Here is a 16,564-nt window from a genome sequence, read left to right on the forward strand (position 1 = left end):
GGAAAGCCCGGTTTCGGAGGTGAATTCTCAGCTTCCTCTTATCCAGCACGGCGTACCGTCCTCTTCATGACGGACATGGCGATTCAAACCACCGGACTGGTCAAGCAGTACGGCGGGAAAACAGCGCTCGACCAGCTAACGCTCTCCGTCCGCCGGGGTGAGATCTTCGGGCTGCTCGGACACAACGGGGCAGGCAAAACGACTACGGTGAACATCCTGACGACGCTACTGCCGCCCAGCTCGGGAACGGCATCGGTAGCCGGGCGGGACATTCGGACGCAGCCGGCAGAGGTCCGCCGGGTGATCGGATACCTTCCCGAGAACGTCCAGTTCTATGACAACCTCACACTGGCTGAGAATTTAATGTTCTTCGCCCAGCTTTCCGGTGTGCAGCATCCAGCCGCCAGGATCCGTGTGGTGCTGGACATTGTCGATTTCCCCGGCCACGAACGTGAGCGCATGGGCACCTTCAGCAAAGGTATGCGCCAGCGTGCCGGCATAGCCCAGGCCATCCTGCATGAGCCGGAGGTCCTGTTCCTTGATGAACCGACGTCCGGCCTGGACCCGCAGGGCGTGGCCACCCTGAGGAGCATCATCATCCGGCTCAACCGGGAGCTGGGGATGACAGTCTTTATGAACACCCATCTCCTGGGGGAAGTGACGCGCACCTGCACGAGCATCGGCATCCTCAGTGCGGGCCGGCTCATCTACCAGGAATCCATCGCCGCGACTTTGAATTCCTTCCCTGGGCAGGACTCCCTTGAGGAGATCTACCTGTCGATTGCAGCCGGAACGCCATCATGAGCGTCTGGGTTGCCACCATCCGGCAGGAGACCGTCGCAGCCAGGCGGGAACGGCTTCCCCAGTTCCTGCTGGTGGTTTTTATGGCCATGGTCGCAGCGTCGGCATTTATCGGTTCCGCCGCAAAGGGCACCGTCACGGCGGTGTATGAGGAGGCCGTGAGGGAGGGACTGACGTCGGCTCCGAATCCGTTCACAACAATCTCGCCGTTGTACTATGCCAGGAATACGGTGATCTACATCATCCTGATCGCCGCCCTGCTGGCCATCGTCATTGGCGCTCAGTCCACCCTGCGTGACCGCCGGGCCCGGACCATTGACCTGGTGCTTTCCCGGGACGTACCCCCCGCCAAATACCTTGCGGCCAAGCTGGCCGGGACCGGCTTGCTGCTGCTGTTCATCCTTGGTGTTGCCGCCCTTGTGAACCTTGCCTGCATTGCCGTCGCCACCGGCTCCTTTCCCACACCAGCCCAAGGCGCCCGCATCCTGGCCCTGTTCGGGGTCGCGTGGCTGTTCCTGATCCCCTTCATCACCCTCGGAATGCTCAACGGCATCCGCTGCGCCACCGCAACCTCCGGGCTCCTGGTCCCGATCGTGGTCTGGAGCATCGTCATCTTTATCCTGCCCCTGCTGGGCACCGCGGCCCATCCCGTCTCGCTGCTGAACCCGGTTTCCAAAGCTGCACCCGCGGAGTCAGGTTTTTTCGAACTAACCAGCGCATTGACGGGGCCGTTGTCCCTGGGCGAACAGTTCAAAAGCACCACGGCGCTGATCCTCGAAGATCCCCAGTCAGCTGGCACTGCGGATGGCGGCCTGCTGGTGCTTCTCGGCTTCTTCTTCGCAGCTTGGCTTGCCCTGCTGGTGGCGGGCCCGAGCCATATGAGGAGGGAACTCCATGGCTGAGGTCGGAGTCCTGTGCCGGAAGGAGCTGAAGGACCTTTCCCGCAGCAGGGCAATTGCGATGCTCCTTGTTTTCCTGAGCGCGGTCATCCTCCTCTCCGTGCTGGTCGCGGCCGCGGACTACCGCGTGAAACTCGCGGAGTACACCGCCTATGCTGACGCCCTGAAGGCCGCAGGTGGCTCTCCCACCCCTCCGCCGAACCTCTTCCCCCTGCAGATGCTTCGGGCAGGCATCGAATACCTGGAAATTGTTGGCAGCCTTTTCGCGGTAATCCTCGGCTATGGGCTCGTGGCTAAGGAGAAAGGCAGCAACACACTCCAACTCCTCTTTACCCGGCCGCTTGGCAGGCACGCCTTTGCGGGTGGGAAAATCCTCGCAACGGTCGTCGTCTGGCTCGTGGTGGTGGTGGCATTGTTTGCCGTGATCGCCCTGGCCGTCCTGCTGGCCGGCAGGGCACAGCTGGGGGGCCAGGACTTCCTCCGCCTGGCCATCGCCGCAGCGCACACCTGGGTCTACTTCATCATGTGGTCACTCCTGGCCCTTACTCTGGCCTCGCTCACCCGGCAGCCAGCCAGCGGGCTGGTCCTGGCCCTCGTGCTCTGGCTCGTTATCGTCCTGGTCATCCCGCAGATCGGAGACACCATGGACCCGGACAACCAGATCCCCGGCGGCCTCTTCGCCAGCCTGCAAATCGACAGGACGAACGAGAAGGCGCTCCTCACACACTTCGCCAGCTATGAAACCGGGCGCGATTTCGTGGAGCAGACGTCCACCACCAAGCAGTACGAGCGTGCTGTCTTTGCCTACCTGGGAGTCAAAACCCAGTACAACCAGGTGCCCCTCGGCGCCGTCTGGGACGCCACCTCCCACAACAGCCTCTGGCTGTTGGCCACCTCCGTCTTTACAGTGGCCGCAGCTTTCCTTTCCACCACCCGCGAGACCCTACTGAGAAAGCTCCCCTGATATGAAAAAGCTCCTTTCCCTGGTATTCATCGTTGCTGCGGCCCTCATCGGCCTCGTAGCCTGCGAGGCGTCGCAGGGCACCGGCAGCGCGCCGCGCACGGAATCTCCCGCCGCCTCCGGTCCCGCATCCGGCCCGGCTGTCCTGCCCGTTACGAAGAACCCGATCACCAATACCGGCACAAAAACGGGCCTGGCCATCAGCGAGACCATGGTGGAGAACAACGTGGACAAGGCGTCAGGCAAGGAGATCAGCGACAGGCTGCAGTTCACCCTTAAGAACTCCTCTGCCGAAGAGATCACCGGGGTGGAGGTCTACTACACGATGACCGAGACGCCGAGCGGAAAGACCGAGTCCTACTACCAGAAGCTTGATGGGCTGACCATCGCACCCAACAAGGAAGCAACGGTCTACTTCGACAACGAGTCGGGAGAAGGCCACTACCCGGAAAACAAGTTCAGCATCTACCGGACTTCGCCCGAAGAAGTGAAGTTCGATATCGAGGCCAGCGCCCCGGGATTCGCGGCGGCACGGGGAACGGCCGTCAAGGAGGCAGGCCTGGAGGAAGCGGACTAGAACTGAGCCGCCGCCGGGCCCCTGGTTGCTGATGAAGCTCGCCTGCCTGTCTGCCCGACGGCGGGCGGCAGCTTCACGCCGCCCCACCGGTGCCTGTCATCGAAAGTCGACGCTACTGTCTTTCGCTACCTCAAGCAGCTCCTGCTGGCGCTGATCAAAGTCAAGGAGCACCAGACTTTTATTGGCGGCATCTCCTGGTCAACGTCCTGCTGGTAGCCGGCATGATCACCTACATATCGCTGCTCCAGCATGTGGGCGTCATCGACACGCTCGCCGAGAAGGCCCTCGCCCTCGGGGCTCCGCTGCTCATCGCTTCTATCCCGCTGGCCGGACCCCTTCTTGCCACCAGCAGCCTCAGTGCCTCCGGAACCGTCGCCGCCCTGGCCATCGCCGCGACCGTCCCGGCTTTGGTGCCCGCCGCCCGCCGTCGGGCTTTAAGACAGGGCCTTTCCCGCTGCTAGAGGCAGACGGGCTGGTAGGCGGGGTCTGCCGGGCCGGAGGAATTGCCGAGGGCATGGGCTACGATCTGGTGCACTACGGGATCGTTCGGCGTCTGGTCGTGTTCAAAGACATCTGCCGGGCACTTGTCCTGGATGGTGATGTTGGTGACCTGCCGGGCCGGACCTGCCAGGAACTGGCTGTTGTAGGGAATGACCACTTCGTCATAGACCGTGGAGATGACCGTGTAGGACGGTCCCCTCACTGTGTCGCCGATGGAGTTGAGCTTCTGCATGAAAACAGAACCTGCCTGCTGGTCGGCACAGGCAGCACAGCCCAGTCCGGTGAAATCGGGATCCTCGACAAAACTCGGGGGCGGGACGATCAGGCCTTCCGTACCGTGATTGGAAGGGGCGATGCCGACGAGCTGATTGACGTACTTCGCGCCGCCGAGGAAGCCCATGTAGTAGCGGGGCATCATGCCGCCTTGGCTGTGGCCAACCAGGTTTACCTTCTTGGCGCCGGTCGCGGTACGGACCGCATCCACGAATGGGGCCAGCTCCTTGGCTGATTCTGCCACTGGCGCGGTGGCGTACACACCGTTCGTCTCACCGTAATTGAGGGCGAAAACGCAGTAACCGGCGCTCTTGAGGTACGGAGACAAAGTTGACCAGTTCTTTTCCATACTCTCGAAGGTTCCCGGCACAAGGATGACCGGATGAGGATGCTCGGCGCTGGGTTTGCAGGACCAGTCGTTGGCTCCCGGCGGGGAAATCTCGATGGCCTGGGCGGGAGCCGCAACCACGGACGTGGCAAGGACGGCGGCGGCGGCAGCGGACAGGACCCGGGTAAGCAGTGACATGGAAACCTCTTTGTTTATGTGCCAACAGGGGTGGCCGGTGCTGGTGGACTTGTAACGCCGTAGCAGCACCGGCCGGGTTTTCCATACTGGCAGCGCCGCCTCCGCAGCGGACGTGGACTGCACGAACGTGCGGCGAAATTTGTCCTCGGGGCGGGAGCCTCCCCCTCTGGTACTCATAGCGATCGCGCGCATTGTTACTGGTGAGTAGCCGGATGCGCGCTGAAGCACCATGAACGGCCATTCATGATCACCTGCACAAACGTGCACAACTTTATACCCGGCCTTCGCGCCGGGTATCACCGTGCCTGTTGCACGGCGGGTGAATCAACATTGGGTGATGGGGCGTTCCGCGAAAGGCCGCGTCAGGTGATGGGGCGTCCCGGGAAATGACGCATTAAGTGAGAGAGCGTCAGATGGGGCGTGGGGCTAGAGGGAGGCGCCTCCGCAGATGACGTAGTTCTGGCCCGTGATCGACTTGCCGTGCGGGCCCAGGAGGAACGCAGCCAGGGCGGCGACATCCTCCGGGTCCACCAGGGCACCCAACGCCGGCATCCGCACCGGGGTTGCTGCCCGGCCGGGGTCGTTCAGCATCGGGGTATCCGTCGGACCCGGGGACAGCACGTTGACCGTGATCCCCCGCGGCGCCAGCTCCTGCGCCCAGGTTCGTCCCAGCCCCATCAGCGCAGCCTTGGTCGCCGCATACTGGCTCTTGCCCGGCGACCCCGTGGAGGTGCGGCTGCCCAGCAGGACGATCCGGCCGCCGTCGGGCATGGATGGCACCAAGGCATTGGCGAGCACTGAAGCCGCCGCTACGTGCACAGCGAACATCCCCGCAAACGCCGCGGGATCCAGCTCCCCCAGCGGCGCGGTCCGCTGGAACCCGGCGGCGTGCACCAGGGCGTCGGCCGGCGCAACGGCCTCAACAACACTATCCAGCGATTCCGGCTCGGAGAGGTCGGCCTGCAGCCACTCGAACTTTCCGTCCAGCGACGACTCGGTCCGGCTCAGGCCGGTCACCCGCCACCCGTCTGCGAGCAACCGTTCAGCGATCGCCTTGCCGATACCCGAGCTCGTGCCGGTGACAACGGCGTGCTTGGCGCCTGTCATTCGTCCCCACCAGGAGTAGCGGTGCCCTCGTACGCCCACTGCGGGTCAACCCGGACGAACTTGATGGCCTGCCGGAAGTAGGTGTACGCGATGTTCAGCGCACCGTCCGGACCCTGGTGGATTGACGGGTAGGAGTACTCGCGGTTAAGTCCGTCGCGGGAGTTGTTGGACAGGCAGTATCCGTCCCCTACATCCAGGTTGCGCCGGATGGGCCACGTGCGGCCTGAGTCCTCGGAGATCGCCAGGGTCATCGGCGAGCGCGGCGTCCCCCAGAAGGCGCGCCGCTCGTCACCGTCTGAGGAAGCGGCACCGGGCACCGGCTCAGCGAGCTGCCCCTGCTCCTCGGCCAGGCCGTCGTCGTCAATTTCGTCGTAGAGGGACAGCCGGCGCTCGGTGTTCTCTTCCGCACGGCTGTGGTTGTACACCAGGGCCAGCCGGCCGTCGGCGAGCGCGGTGAACTGGATGGAGGAGTTGTTGTTGGGCAGTTCGGTGGGCACCGGCTCGCTCCAGGTGGAGCCGTCGTCGGTGGAGCGGGATTCGTAGATCGAGTCCGCCCAGCGGCTGCGGAACAGGGCCAGCAGCGAGCCGTCCGCCACGGGCTGGATGTTCATGTGGACGCAGCCCAGGCTGCCCGGCAGGACGGTTTCGGTCCAGGTGGCGCCGGCGTCGTCGGAAATCATCACGGCGCTGTCGTCGCTGTTCCCCACCCACTTCTCCCCCGGGACCGTAATGCAGCGGAAGATCGGGACGATCAGGCGGCCGGACGGCAGCACCACCGGCAACTGGCGGACGAACACGCCGCCGGTTTCGTTGGCGGGGAACAGCGTTTCCACCTCGCCCCAGGTGCGGCCGCTGTCCGTGGATATACGACGGCGGACCTCGGCGGTGTCCTGGTTGCCCGCCTTCTGCGCCGTGTACAGCAGCCAGAGCGTCTGGTCTGGTGCGGTGAACAAGATGGGGTTCTGCTCGGAGCGGGTCGAGTCGTCAGACAGCTGCTGCGGTTCGGACCACTGGCTGCTGCCCGGTTCCAGGGCGGAGAACCAGATGGAGATGTCCGGCACGCCTTCCTGGGTGCCGCCGAACCAGACGCAGCCCAGCCGGCCGTCCGGCAGGGTGAGCAGGTTGGCGGCGTGGCTCTGCACAGTGGGTGCGGGCAGGTATGCGAAGTCGGCGCCGTCGGCCCGCTTCACCTGCCCGTCCGGGGTGATGGTGCTGTAGGCGTCGGTGGAGGTGTTCGTCATGGTTACTGGTCTTCCTTGGTTCCGGCAGCTGAGCGAGCGGCGTCGAGGTGGGACTTGGCGATCTGTTCCAGGTGCGTCAGGTCCGAGGCGATGGTGGTGAAGGTGTAGCCCTGCTTCAGGCGCTGGTTTGCAACAGTGCCGGCGGGAGTGTGGATGCCGGCGGCGATGCCTGCGGAGGCGGCTGCCTCGGCGATGGTCTCAAGCGCGGCGTTGAATTCGGCGTCGACGGCGGGGTCCCCGGGAAAGGCCCCGCCCACAGCGATGGCGAGGTCGGACGGGCCAACGTAGATCCCGTCCAGGCCCGGGGTGGCGCAGATTTCCTTGACGTTGGCCAGCCCCTCCGGCGTCTCGATCATGGCGAACACCAGCGTGGTGGCATTGGCGTCCGCAGGCTTGGGCCCGATCCGCAGCGCCGAGCGCATCGGCCCGTAGGAGCGTCCGCCCAGCGGCGGGTACTTCGCTGCGGCCACGGCAGCGGCGGCGTCTGCGGCGTTGTTGATGAGCGGGACGATGACCCCCACGGCGCCGGCGTCGAGTGCCTTGCCGATCGCGGTGAAGTCGTTGGCCTCCACCCGGACCACGCCGACGGCGGTGTGCCCGGCGTCGATGGCCATCAGCCCGTTGAGCACGCCCGAGTAGCCAAGCAGTCCGTGCTGCGCGTCAAGGGCCACGTAGTCGTAGCCGACCCGGCCGATGCGTTCAGTGGCCACGGGCGCGTCCAGCACCGCCCAGTAGCCCACCGCCTGCTCACGGGCGCGGATCTTGCGGGCGAATTCGAGGGCCAGTTCGGAGGTCATCAGAGTCCTTCAGTCAGTGTCGGTCAGAAAAGAAGTCGGTTCAGTCGGTAAGGAGAAAGTCAGCGGTTGTAGGCGGGCATCGGCCCACGCAGTGAGGTGCCCACCGCGTCGCAGGCTTCCACGACGTCGGCCGGAAGCGGCCCGTTGGCCACGGCGGCGATGTTGGCGCGGAGCTGCTCCACCTTGGACCCGCCCAGCAGCATCGACCCAACCCCGGGACGGTAGGCGAGCCAGCGCAGCGACAGCTCGGCCAGGGAAACCCCGGCGCCGTCGGCGATGCGGGACAGCTCGCCGATCGCGTCGAACAGCTGCTTGTCCCAGTAGCGCTGCGTGTACATGGCGGCGAGCTTTGAGTCGCCGTAGCGGCCTTCGGTGGGCTTGGCGTCGAAGCTGTGTTTGCCGGTGAGCAGCCCGCCGCCCAGCGGGTTGTAAACCATGGTGTGCACGTTGTGGGTGGAAGCGAACTCCAGGTATTCCTCCTCCAGCCGGCGGGCCACCAGGTTGTACAGCTGCTGTGCGACGACGGGCTGCGGCGCCCCCACTTCGCGCGCCGTGTGGATGACGTCGGCGATCTGCCAGGCGGCGAAGTTGGAGACGCCCAGGGCGCCGATCTTCCCCTCCGCGACCAGGTCACGAACGGTGGACAGGGTGTCAGAGAGAGGCGTGGAACGGTCCGGCTGGTGCAGGTAGAACAAGTCGATGCTGTCCGTTCCCAGACGGCGCAGGCTCCCCTCCACGCTGGCGCGCAGCCCGGAGGGCGAGAGCGGCGTGTTGGAGCCGTGGTCCGCGTGCGGCATGCCCGCCTTGGAAGCCAGGATGACGCCGTCGCGCTTTCCCTTCAAAAGCCGCGCAAGCATCTCCTCGGTCACACCTCCCACGTAGGCGTTGGCGGTGTCGATGGTGGTGATGCCGGCGTCGAGCGCTTCCTCCAGCATCCGGCCGGCGGTGGCCTCGTCGACGGTGTCGCCGAACGTCATGGTTCCCAGGACCAGCCGGGAGATGGGAAGTTTCAGGCCGTCCACCTGGGCGCCTTCGGGCTGCGTGCTCATGCGTTGATTCCTCGTGGTTGCGTAATTCAATAGGGACTAAGCCTGGTTAGCCAGTGCCAGGGAACGGACCAGGTGGCGCGGCTTCAGGCCCGTCATGGTGGAGGGGTCCAGCGCCGCGCGGCGGAGTTTGCGGGTGTAGTCCTCCTTGGGGGCGGTCAGGACGGACGCGGTGGTGCCGTGTTCCACCAGCTTGCCTTTCTGCATCACCATGACGCTATCGCTGATCTCCTGCACCACGCCGAGGTTGTGCGAGATAAACACGTAGGTGATGCCGGTTTCGTCCTGGATGGACTTCAGCAGCCGCAGAACCTGTGCCTGCACGGAGACGTCCAGGGCACTGGTGGCTTCGTCGCAGACCAGCAGTTCGGGCTTGGACGCGAGCGCCCGGGCGATCCCGATGCGCTGGCGCTGCCCGCCGGAGAACTCCCCCGGGTGCTTCTCCAGGGACCGGACGGGCAGGCCCACCTGGTCAATCAGCGTGGCGGCGGCCTTGTGGCGTTCGGCCTTGGACCGGACGCCCTGCAGCTTCAGCGGCTCGGCCACGATCTCCTGCGCGGTCATGTGCGGGTCCAGCGAGCCGTACGGGTCTTGGAACACCATCTGGAACTTGGAGCGCATCGGCCGCAACTTCGCCTCGCTCATGGACGCGATGTCCGTGCCGTCCAGGTCGATCCGCCCGCTGGTGGGGGTCACCAGCCGCATGAGTGCCTTGGCGATGGTGGACTTGCCGCAGCCGGATTCACCCACGACGGCGATCGTCTTGCCTTTGTCCACGGAGAAGGACACGTCGTCAACGGCCCTGAAGGTTCCGCCCGGCACGTGGTAGTCCACCACCAGGTTTTCGACGGCGAGGAACGGCTTACTCATGGGTTGCTCCGGTCTGGGTCAGGGCTGGGTCAGTGGTGGTGGAGGAGCCGCCCGTGGCGGAGGATCCGGCGGCGTGCGCAGCGTGGCGGCCGGAAGCAGGGGCGGGCGTCTCGTCCCACGGCCCCAGCACCGGCACCGCGGCCAGCAGGTCCCGCGTGTACTGGGTGGCGGGGTGGTCCACTATCTGCTGGACCTCTCCGGACTCCACAAACGAGCCGTCCTTCATCACGTGGATGCGGTCCGAGATCAGCCGGGCCACACCGAGATCGTGCGTGATCATCAGGATGCCGATGCCGCGCTGCTCCTGGAGTTCCAGCAGCAGGTCCAGGATGCCGCCCTGCACGGTGACGTCCAGGGCCGACGTCGGCTCATCCGCCACCAGCAGCTGCGGTTCGGAAGCCAGCGCGATGGCGATGAGCACACGCTGCAGCATGCCGCCGGAGAGCTGGTGCGGGTACTTCTTCAGCTGCTTCTCCGGGGTGGGGATGTGCACCTGCTCCAGGAGCCGGATGGCACGGGCCTGCAGGGCGCCCTTGTCCTTGGCGGAGGCGGCGCCGGCAATCCGGATGGCCTCGAAGAGCTGGTTTCCGATCGAGTGGACCGGGCTCAGCGCCGTCATGGGGTCCTGCGGGATCAGGGCGAGGGTCTTGCCGCGCACCTTGTTGATGGCCTTGGGATCAGCGCTGATGTCGACGCCGTCAATCTTCACGGTGCCGGACAGTACCGCCAGGTCCTCGGGCAGCAGGCGGAGGATGCCCATCGCCGTCGTGGACTTGCCGGAGCCGGACTCACCGATGATGGTGACCGTCTCGCCCCGGTGGATGCTGAAGCTGACGGAATCCACGGCGCGGATGATGCCGGCGTCAGTGATCAGTTCCACCTGGAAGTCGCGGACCTCGAGGAGCGGCTGCTCCTCGAAAGAGGTAGCAATAGTCATGTCAGGCACCCTTCTTCTTGCGGCGGGGACGGTCGCGGAGGCCGTCGCCCAGCAGGTTGACGCCCACCACCATGAGCACGATCACCAGGCCGGGCAGGGTGACCATCCACCAGGAGGTGGTGATGTAGTCCTGGCCGTCTGAGATGATGCGGCCCCAGGTGGCGAAGGGGCGCTGCGGGCCGGCACCCAGAAAGGACAAAGCGGACTCGAGCAGCACGGCCTGGGCCAGCAGCAGCAGGACCACCAGGGTTGCCTGCTTGATCACGTTGGGGATGATGTGCTGGATCAGGATCTGGATCTTGTGCAGGCCCAGGATCCGGGCGGCGGAGACGTATGGCTTTTCGCGTTCCACCAGCACCATGGAGCGGGTGAGGCGGGCAACTTCGGGCCATTGGGCGATGGCGATCACGAAGGTGATCACGGGGATGGAGGGGCCGAACAGGGCCACCACCAGCAGCAGCATCATCAGCAGCGGCAGGGACATCTGCGCTTCGAGGACGCGGGAGACGATGGTGTCCACCCAGCCGCCGTAATAGCCGGCGGCCGCGCCCAGGATGATGCCGATGGCGCCGGAGACCAGCACGGCCAGCAGGCCGATGGTCAGCGAGACCTGGCCGCCGTGCAGCACCCGGGACAGGAGGTCGCGGCCCAGCTGGTCGGTGCCGAACAGGTGCCCGTCGGTGAGCGGCGGCAGGCGCCGGGCGCCGAGGTCCTGGAAGTTGGCGTCCGGGAGGGGCAGCACCTGGGCCAGGATGATGGGGATGATCACCAGCAGGGTGCAGATGGTGCCCACGATGAGTTTCCACTTGGCGGCATTACGACGGCGGGTGGCACCTGCCTTGGCGATATCCGCCTTGGTGACGGCGCTGGGGCTGGGCTGCCGGGCCGGCTGGCTGGCCGCTGCGGGGGTTGCGGTGTCGAGGCTCATGCTGTGGCCGCCTTTCCAAGACGAACGCGGGGATCAAGGAGCGGGTAGGCGAGGTCGATGAGCAGCTGGACGCCCACCGCGAGCAGCGCGGTGAGGAGGACCGTGGCCTGGATGAGGGGGTAGTCGCGGGTTTCGAGGGCCCGCACAATCAGGGAACCGACGCCGGGCCAGGCGAAGACCACCTCCACCACCACCACGCCGTTGAGCATCGCGGCGAAGCGGGTGCCCAGGGCCGTGAACACGGGGATGGCGGAGTTGCCCATGGCGTAGCGCCAGGTGAGCACGGAGTTCTTGACGCCGCGGGAGCGTGCCACCGTGAGGAACGGGGCGGCGAAGTTGGCCGTCATTTCCCGCCGGACCATGCGGGAGATCAGGGCGATCTGCAGGATGGCGATGGTGATGGTGGGAAGGACCAGTCCGCCCCAGGTGGCGAAGCCGGAGGCCGGGAAAATGGGGATCAGCACGGCGAAGCCGGTGAGGAGCATGATGCCGGTCCAGAAGTCGGGCATGGACTGCCCGGCGATAGTCAGCACGTTCACGCCGAGTTCCTTGCCGGTGTCCGGGCGGCGGGACATCCACACACCCAGCGGGATGGCGACGACGGCGGTCAGCAGGATCGCGGCGGTGGCGAGGGTCAGCGTGTAGGGCATCCGCTCGGCCACCACCTGCATGGCCGGTGCCTGGAAGGAGTAGGACTGGCCCAGGTTGCCGGTGAACAGCTGCTGCAGGAAGATCCAGTACTGCTCCAGCACCGGCCGGCCCAGGCCGAACTGCTCCCGCACCGCGGCGAGCTGTTCATTGCTGGCCAGCGGGCCGGCGTAGGAAACGGCGGGATCGCCCGGGGCCATGCGGATGAGGATGAACACGGTGGACACCGTGAGGAACACGGTCAGCAGGCCCTGTCCCAGGCGCTTGAGGATGTAGTTCGTCATGGCTTAGGCCTCCAGCCGGACATCAACGAGGGGATAGGAGTTGGTGGGTGCCAGGTTGATCCCGGACACCCGCTCCCGGTGGGCGAGGACGGACTTGGGGACGAACGCCCAGGCGCAAGGCCAGGTGTCCCACACGGCCTGCTGTGCGTCGTTCAGCAGTTCTGTCCTGCGGGCCGGGTCCGCTTCGGCGGAGGCGGCCTGAATCTTGGCGGTGACCTCGGGGATCACGTAGCCCTGGTAGGTATCGCGGGTGGCTTCCTTTTCCGGGGTGCCGGAGTACATGCCCTGGAGCATGGTGATGGCCAGGCCGGTGGGGCTGGGGTAGCCGTTGCCCAGGAGGTCCCAGTCGCCCTGCTTGCCCTGGCGCCAGGCCAGGATGTTGCCGCCGGGTTCGAACTGCTGCAGCTCGGCCTTGACGCCGATCTTGCCGAACATCTCCACCAGGGCCTCCATCACGGAGGTGTCGGAGGCGAACTCGCCGGTTTCCCAGATGATCTTCAGGGTGAGGTCCTTGACGCCGAGCTCGGCGAGGGTGGCCTTGGCCTTCTCGGGATCGTAAACGTACTCGCCGGTCTTGTAGTAGCCGGTCAGGCTGGAGGGTGTGACGCCCTCGGCCTGGGTGACGGAGTCCACCAGCACGTCCCGCACCAGCGCCTCGCCGTCGATCGCCATGCTCAATGCCTGGCGGACGCGGGGATCGGCCAGAGGATGACCGGCGGGCTTGCGGAAGTTGAAGAAGATCTGGTTCAGGCGGAGGCTGGACGCTTCCTGGAGTTCGACGCCGGGAAGTCCGGCGAGCTGTTCCCGGGAGTCGGGCGTGATGGAGTCGATGACATCCACCTCGCCGCTGCGCAGGGCGATGACGCGGCTGGATTCCTCGGGGAGGAACCGGACTTCCACGTTGTCCACCTGCGGCGCCGGGCCCCAGTAGTTCTTGTTGCGTTCCAGGCTGTAGGTGCCGGCACCGCGGTTGAACTTGGTGACCACGTACGGGCCGGTGCCCAGGCCTTCCTGCAGTTCCTCCGGCTTGTTCTGCGCGGCCGGGGTTATCAGGATCATGCTCATGAGCGAGTCCAGGATGGGGACGGGCTTCTTGGAGACCATCTTGAAGGTGCGGTCATCCACGGGCACCACTTCGGGGAATTCGGGGAAGAAGCCGGCCACAAAGGAGCCCTGCACCTGCTGGTACATCTTCAGGGCGGTGGAAACGTCCTCCACCTGCACGGGGCTGTTGTCCGAGTAGCGGATGCCTTCGCGGAGGGTGACGGTCCATTCGGTGGGCCCGGTCATCTCGAAGCGTTCGGCCAGGACCAGGATGGGCTTGGTTTCGGGGCCGATGGCGGTGAGGCCCTGGCGGACTGCGCGCTGGACGGTGACGGCAGCGTCGAACTGGTTGAGCTTGTTGTCCAGGCTGACCAGGGAGCGGTTGAGGGCCAGGGTCAGGGTGCTGGGTCCCGGGAGGCCGGTGGGGCCCGCGCAGCTGGCGAGGCCGCCGGTGCCCAGCAGAAAACCGGCCGCGGCGCCGAACTGCAGCAGGCGGCGGCGGGAAATCTCACTTCCTTGAGGAAGAACGGTCATCGTTGACCTCTCGGTAGATCGGGGACGGCTGCCGGCCGGATGGCTGCGCCGAATGTTGTGTCCATCACTTTGCCACTCCTGCGCAGATTACGCAACCCCTCTAGCGTGATTCGCGCAACCATGTCATGATGAATGCATCCCGCCACAGCGCGGGCCCCAGCCGACGACGAGAGGAGCAACGTGGCTTCCGTATTTGTGCAGGCCGACGATTTCTCCGGCGCCGCCGAGGTTGGCTCCTGCTTTGTCCAGCACGGGCTGAGTGCGCAGGTCCTGCTGGGCACCCACAGTGTTCCGGGAACGCACGACGGCGACGCCTCCTTCCCGGAGCCTGTCGCCGACGTTGTGGTCACCGATACGCACTCCCGTGGGCTTGCCGAATCTGCTGCCGAGGCTCTGGTCAAGGAAACGTTTGCCGCCCCCGACGCTGCCGGTGCGCGGGTGCTGTTCAAGAAGATGGACTCCTTGTGGCGCGGCAATGTGCGCGCGGAAGTTTCCGCACTGACAGGACTTGGTTTCCATGCCGTTGTTGCGGGGGCCCTCCCCCAGCTGCAGCGGTCCGTAGTTGACGGCCGTCCCCTTGTTGCCGGTACTCCCCTGGTGGAGACGGACCTTTGGCAGGCCGAGCTTTCGGCCCCGCCAGCGGACATTCCGTCCCTCCTCCGCCCGGAGGATCCGGCCTCGGTCCATACCCTTGACCTGACCCAGGTCCGGTCGGGCTCGCTGACCGGCACACTGTCAGCGCTACTGGACTCCGAGCAGCCCGCTTTGATAGTGGCTGACGGTGAAACAGCCGAGGACCTGGAGTCACTGGTGGACGCCCTGCTGGAACTCGACTTTACGGCCGGCAACCGCCGCATCGCTCTCGTGGGTACCGGGGGAACAGCGGACGTCCTCGCGCAGCACTGGGCTGCACAAGTTGCGCGAAACGCGCAGATTGAGGATAAAGCTGAAGCAGGCACCGCAAAACCGCAAGAAACCACAAGGCCGGTGCTCGCCGTCGTCGGCTCCGCGTCCAAAACTGCGCAGGCGCAGCTGGCCGGGCTGGAGGGCCGCGGCTTCGAAGTCATCAGGCTTCACCCGCAGTACGCCGGCGCCACTGGTGCCTACGGACCCCAGCTGCAGGAAGCAAGGGTGGCTCTGGCCGCGGGCACCGACGTGGCCGTCACCCTGGCGGCAGGAAAAGTGGACCCGGCACGCGCCGCCAGCATCGTGCAGGCCCTCTCCTCCTTCGCCGCCAAGGCAGCAGCTGGACTGGAGGCAGACCTGATCCTCACCGGCGGTGAGACGGCCCGGGAAGTCCTGGACGCCGTCGGCCACCAAAGCCTGGTGCCGCTCGCAGCGGTGCAGCACGGCGCGGTGCTGAGCCGTGCCGATGACGGAACGCTGGTGGGCACCAAGCCCGGCAGCTTCGGTGATGACCTCGCCCTCCTACAGCTTTACGACGAAATCCGGGAGCGCCGCGGCCGGTCCGCGCCGGCTCCCGCCAACACCCTTCCCAGCAAGACTTCCGAACGATCTGGAGCAGAAATGACAACCGCCGCAGTGAGCAAGACCGAGCAGAACGAACTCCCCTACGTGGCCGTGACCATGGGCGACGGCGCCGGGGTGGGGCCGGAGGTGGTGGTGGCCGCCGTGCTGGATCCCCAGAGCAACGCCGAGTGCAGGCCCGTGGTGATCGGCGACGCGCTGCGCCTGCGCCAGGCCGCGGACGTCCTGGGGATCGAGGCGGACATCCAGAGCATTGAAAACGTTGAGGACGCGGTGTTCACGCCGGGCCGGGTGAACGTGATCGACCTGGCGCTGCTGCCGGAGGACCTGCCGTGGGGCCAGCTCTCCCCCGTGGCCGGGCACGCCGCGTACGAATACATCCGGGTGGCCAGCGAGTTGGCGATGGCCGGGAAGGTGCAGGCCATCTGCACCGCACCGCTGAACAAGGAGGCGCTGCACTCGGCCGGGCACATCTTCCCCGGACACACCGAGCTGCTGGCGCACCTGACGGGCACGGAGGAAGTGTCCATGATGCTCTCCACCCCCAAGATCCGGGTGATCCACGTGACCACGCACATCGGGCTGATGGATGCGATCCGCAAGATCAACCCGGACCTGGTGGAGCGCACCATCCGCCGCGGCCACGAAGCGCTGGTCCGGGCGGGCATTCCGAATCCGAAGATCGGCGTGTGCGCCATCAACCCGCACGCCGGCGAGAACGGCCTGTTCGGGCAGGGTGAGGAAGCGGAGAAGATCGAACCGGGCGTGAAGGCCGCGCAGGCTGCGGGCATCAACGCGGTGGGCCCGCTGCCGGCAGACACACTGTTCTTCCTGGCCGGCCGGGGCGATTACGACCTGGTGGTGGCCATGTACCACGACCAGGGGCACGGGCCGGTGAAGGTGCTGGGCATCGAGGCCGGCGTGAACATCACGGTGGGCCTGCCGGTGATCCGGACGTCCGTGGACCACGGCACCGCCTTCGACATTGCCGGCAAGGCTATCGCTGATTCGCGTTCCATGGTGGAGGCGCTGCACCAGGCGGCGGAGATGGCCACCCGGCCTGCCATCGCCGTGTAGGCGTTGCTGCCGGTACTTGCCGGGG

15 protein-coding genes and 1 pseudogene are annotated in these 16,564 nt (G+C 66.0%); 6 read left to right on the forward strand and 10 right to left on the reverse strand.

Features of this window, described 5'->3' with window-relative positions:
• Positions 1 to 66: 66 nt before the first annotated feature.
• The 5 genes and pseudogenes from AC5RUQ_RS12095 to AC5RUQ_RS12115 all read left to right on the forward strand — a co-directional run.
• Positions 67 to 804 carry an ABC transporter ATP-binding protein gene (locus tag AC5RUQ_RS12095; RefSeq protein ID WP_493947552.1) on the forward strand — a complete coding sequence of 246 codons (738 nt, stop codon included), beginning with the start codon at positions 67 to 69 and terminating at the stop codon, positions 802 to 804.
• Positions 801 to 1,703 (forward strand): ABC transporter permease subunit, encoded by a 903-nt coding sequence (locus AC5RUQ_RS12100; protein WP_493947553.1) that lies wholly within the window; start codon positions 801 to 803, stop codon positions 1,701 to 1,703. The genes AC5RUQ_RS12095 and AC5RUQ_RS12100 overlap by 4 nt, the downstream gene beginning before the upstream one ends.
• Positions 1,696 to 2,664, forward strand: a complete 969-nt coding sequence (locus AC5RUQ_RS12105) for an ABC transporter permease (RefSeq protein WP_493947554.1) — start codon at positions 1,696 to 1,698, stop codon at positions 2,662 to 2,664. The genes AC5RUQ_RS12100 and AC5RUQ_RS12105 overlap by 8 nt, the downstream gene beginning before the upstream one ends.
• Before the next feature lies 1 nt (position 2,665).
• Positions 2,666 to 3,238: a hypothetical protein gene (locus AC5RUQ_RS12110; RefSeq protein WP_493947555.1), complete on the forward strand. Its 573-nt coding sequence runs from the start codon at positions 2,666 to 2,668 to the stop codon at positions 3,236 to 3,238.
• A 138-nt stretch (positions 3,239 to 3,376) separates the two neighbouring features.
• Positions 3,377 to 3,675: pseudogene (locus AC5RUQ_RS12115) on the forward strand (SLC13 family permease); the annotation flags it as partial.
• Positions 3,676 to 3,695: 20 nt separating this feature from the next.
• Here AC5RUQ_RS12115 and AC5RUQ_RS12120 read toward each other — a convergent pair.
• The 10 genes from AC5RUQ_RS12120 to AC5RUQ_RS12165 form a co-directional block, all read right to left on the reverse strand.
• Positions 3,696 to 4,538: an esterase/lipase family protein gene (locus tag AC5RUQ_RS12120; protein WP_493947556.1), complete on the reverse strand. Its 843-nt coding sequence runs from the start codon at positions 4,536 to 4,538 to the stop codon at positions 3,696 to 3,698.
• A 426-nt stretch (positions 4,539 to 4,964) separates the two neighbouring features.
• Positions 4,965 to 5,645 carry an SDR family NAD(P)-dependent oxidoreductase gene (locus AC5RUQ_RS12125; protein ID WP_493947557.1) on the reverse strand — a complete coding sequence of 227 codons (681 nt, stop codon included), beginning with the start codon at positions 5,643 to 5,645 and terminating at the stop codon, positions 4,965 to 4,967.
• A complete protein-coding gene (locus AC5RUQ_RS12130; RefSeq protein ID WP_493947558.1) occupies positions 5,642 to 6,886 on the reverse strand; it encodes a sialidase family protein in 1,245 nt (414 codons plus the stop codon). The genes AC5RUQ_RS12125 and AC5RUQ_RS12130 overlap by 4 nt, the downstream gene beginning before the upstream one ends.
• Before the next feature lie 2 nt (positions 6,887 to 6,888).
• A complete protein-coding gene (locus AC5RUQ_RS12135; RefSeq protein ID WP_493947559.1) occupies positions 6,889 to 7,683 on the reverse strand; it encodes an HpcH/HpaI aldolase family protein in 795 nt (264 codons plus the stop codon).
• A gap of 59 nt (positions 7,684 to 7,742) precedes the next feature.
• Positions 7,743 to 8,732 (reverse strand): aldo/keto reductase, encoded by a 990-nt coding sequence (locus AC5RUQ_RS12140; RefSeq protein ID WP_493947560.1) that lies wholly within the window; start codon positions 8,730 to 8,732, stop codon positions 7,743 to 7,745.
• Between the two features lie 36 nt (positions 8,733 to 8,768).
• Positions 8,769 to 9,599, reverse strand: coding sequence for an ATP-binding cassette domain-containing protein (locus AC5RUQ_RS12145; RefSeq protein WP_493947561.1), 831 nt, complete (start codon positions 9,597 to 9,599; stop codon positions 8,769 to 8,771).
• Positions 9,592 to 10,536: an ABC transporter ATP-binding protein gene (locus tag AC5RUQ_RS12150; RefSeq protein WP_493947562.1), complete on the reverse strand. Its 945-nt coding sequence runs from the start codon at positions 10,534 to 10,536 to the stop codon at positions 9,592 to 9,594. Before AC5RUQ_RS12150 ends, AC5RUQ_RS12145 begins: the two co-directional genes overlap by 8 nt.
• A gap of 1 nt (position 10,537) precedes the next feature.
• Positions 10,538 to 11,464, reverse strand: coding sequence for an ABC transporter permease (locus AC5RUQ_RS12155; RefSeq protein ID WP_493947563.1), 927 nt, complete (start codon positions 11,462 to 11,464; stop codon positions 10,538 to 10,540).
• Entirely contained in the window at positions 11,461 to 12,396 is a 936-nt protein-coding gene (locus AC5RUQ_RS12160) for an ABC transporter permease (protein ID WP_493947564.1), read from the reverse strand. The genes AC5RUQ_RS12155 and AC5RUQ_RS12160 overlap by 4 nt, the downstream gene beginning before the upstream one ends.
• A 3-nt stretch (positions 12,397 to 12,399) precedes the next feature.
• Complete coding sequence (locus AC5RUQ_RS12165) at positions 12,400 to 13,974, reverse strand: ABC transporter substrate-binding protein (protein WP_493947565.1); 1,575 nt, start codon at positions 13,972 to 13,974, stop codon at positions 12,400 to 12,402.
• A 180-nt stretch (positions 13,975 to 14,154) separates the two neighbouring features.
• Between AC5RUQ_RS12165 and pdxA the strand changes: the two genes are divergently transcribed.
• Positions 14,155 to 16,539 carry a 4-hydroxythreonine-4-phosphate dehydrogenase PdxA gene (gene pdxA / locus AC5RUQ_RS12170; protein ID WP_493947566.1) on the forward strand — a complete coding sequence of 795 codons (2,385 nt, stop codon included), beginning with the start codon at positions 14,155 to 14,157 and terminating at the stop codon, positions 16,537 to 16,539.
• The last annotated feature ends 25 nt before the right edge of the window (positions 16,540 to 16,564 follow it).

This window comes from Arthrobacter sp. MDT2-3, from assembly GCF_059090465.1.

Coding starts and splice junctions, on each gene's coding strand:
- AC5RUQ_RS12095 (WP_493947552.1), top strand. CDS start 67: ATGACGGACATGGCGATTCAAACCACCGGACTGGTCAAGCAGTACGGC.
- AC5RUQ_RS12100 (WP_493947553.1), top strand. CDS start 801: ATGAGCGTCTGGGTTGCCACCATCCGGCAGGAGACCGTCGCAGCCAGG.
- AC5RUQ_RS12105 (WP_493947554.1), top strand. CDS start 1,696: ATGGCTGAGGTCGGAGTCCTGTGCCGGAAGGAGCTGAAGGACCTTTCC.
- AC5RUQ_RS12110 (WP_493947555.1), top strand. CDS start 2,666: ATGAAAAAGCTCCTTTCCCTGGTATTCATCGTTGCTGCGGCCCTCATC.
- AC5RUQ_RS12120 (WP_493947556.1), bottom strand. CDS start 4,538: ATGTCACTGCTTACCCGGGTCCTGTCCGCTGCCGCCGCCGCCGTCCTT.
- AC5RUQ_RS12125 (WP_493947557.1), bottom strand. CDS start 5,645: ATGACAGGCGCCAAGCACGCCGTTGTCACCGGCACGAGCTCGGGTATC.
- AC5RUQ_RS12130 (WP_493947558.1), bottom strand. CDS start 6,886: ATGACGAACACCTCCACCGACGCCTACAGCACCATCACCCCGGACGGG.
- AC5RUQ_RS12135 (WP_493947559.1), bottom strand. CDS start 7,683: ATGACCTCCGAACTGGCCCTCGAATTCGCCCGCAAGATCCGCGCCCGT.
- AC5RUQ_RS12140 (WP_493947560.1), bottom strand. CDS start 8,732: ATGAGCACGCAGCCCGAAGGCGCCCAGGTGGACGGCCTGAAACTTCCC.
- AC5RUQ_RS12145 (WP_493947561.1), bottom strand. CDS start 9,599: ATGAGTAAGCCGTTCCTCGCCGTCGAAAACCTGGTGGTGGACTACCAC.
- AC5RUQ_RS12150 (WP_493947562.1), bottom strand. CDS start 10,536: ATGACTATTGCTACCTCTTTCGAGGAGCAGCCGCTCCTCGAGGTCCGC.
- AC5RUQ_RS12155 (WP_493947563.1), bottom strand. CDS start 11,464: ATGAGCCTCGACACCGCAACCCCCGCAGCGGCCAGCCAGCCGGCCCGG.
- AC5RUQ_RS12160 (WP_493947564.1), bottom strand. CDS start 12,396: ATGACGAACTACATCCTCAAGCGCCTGGGACAGGGCCTGCTGACCGTG.
- AC5RUQ_RS12165 (WP_493947565.1), bottom strand. CDS start 13,974: ATGACCGTTCTTCCTCAAGGAAGTGAGATTTCCCGCCGCCGCCTGCTG.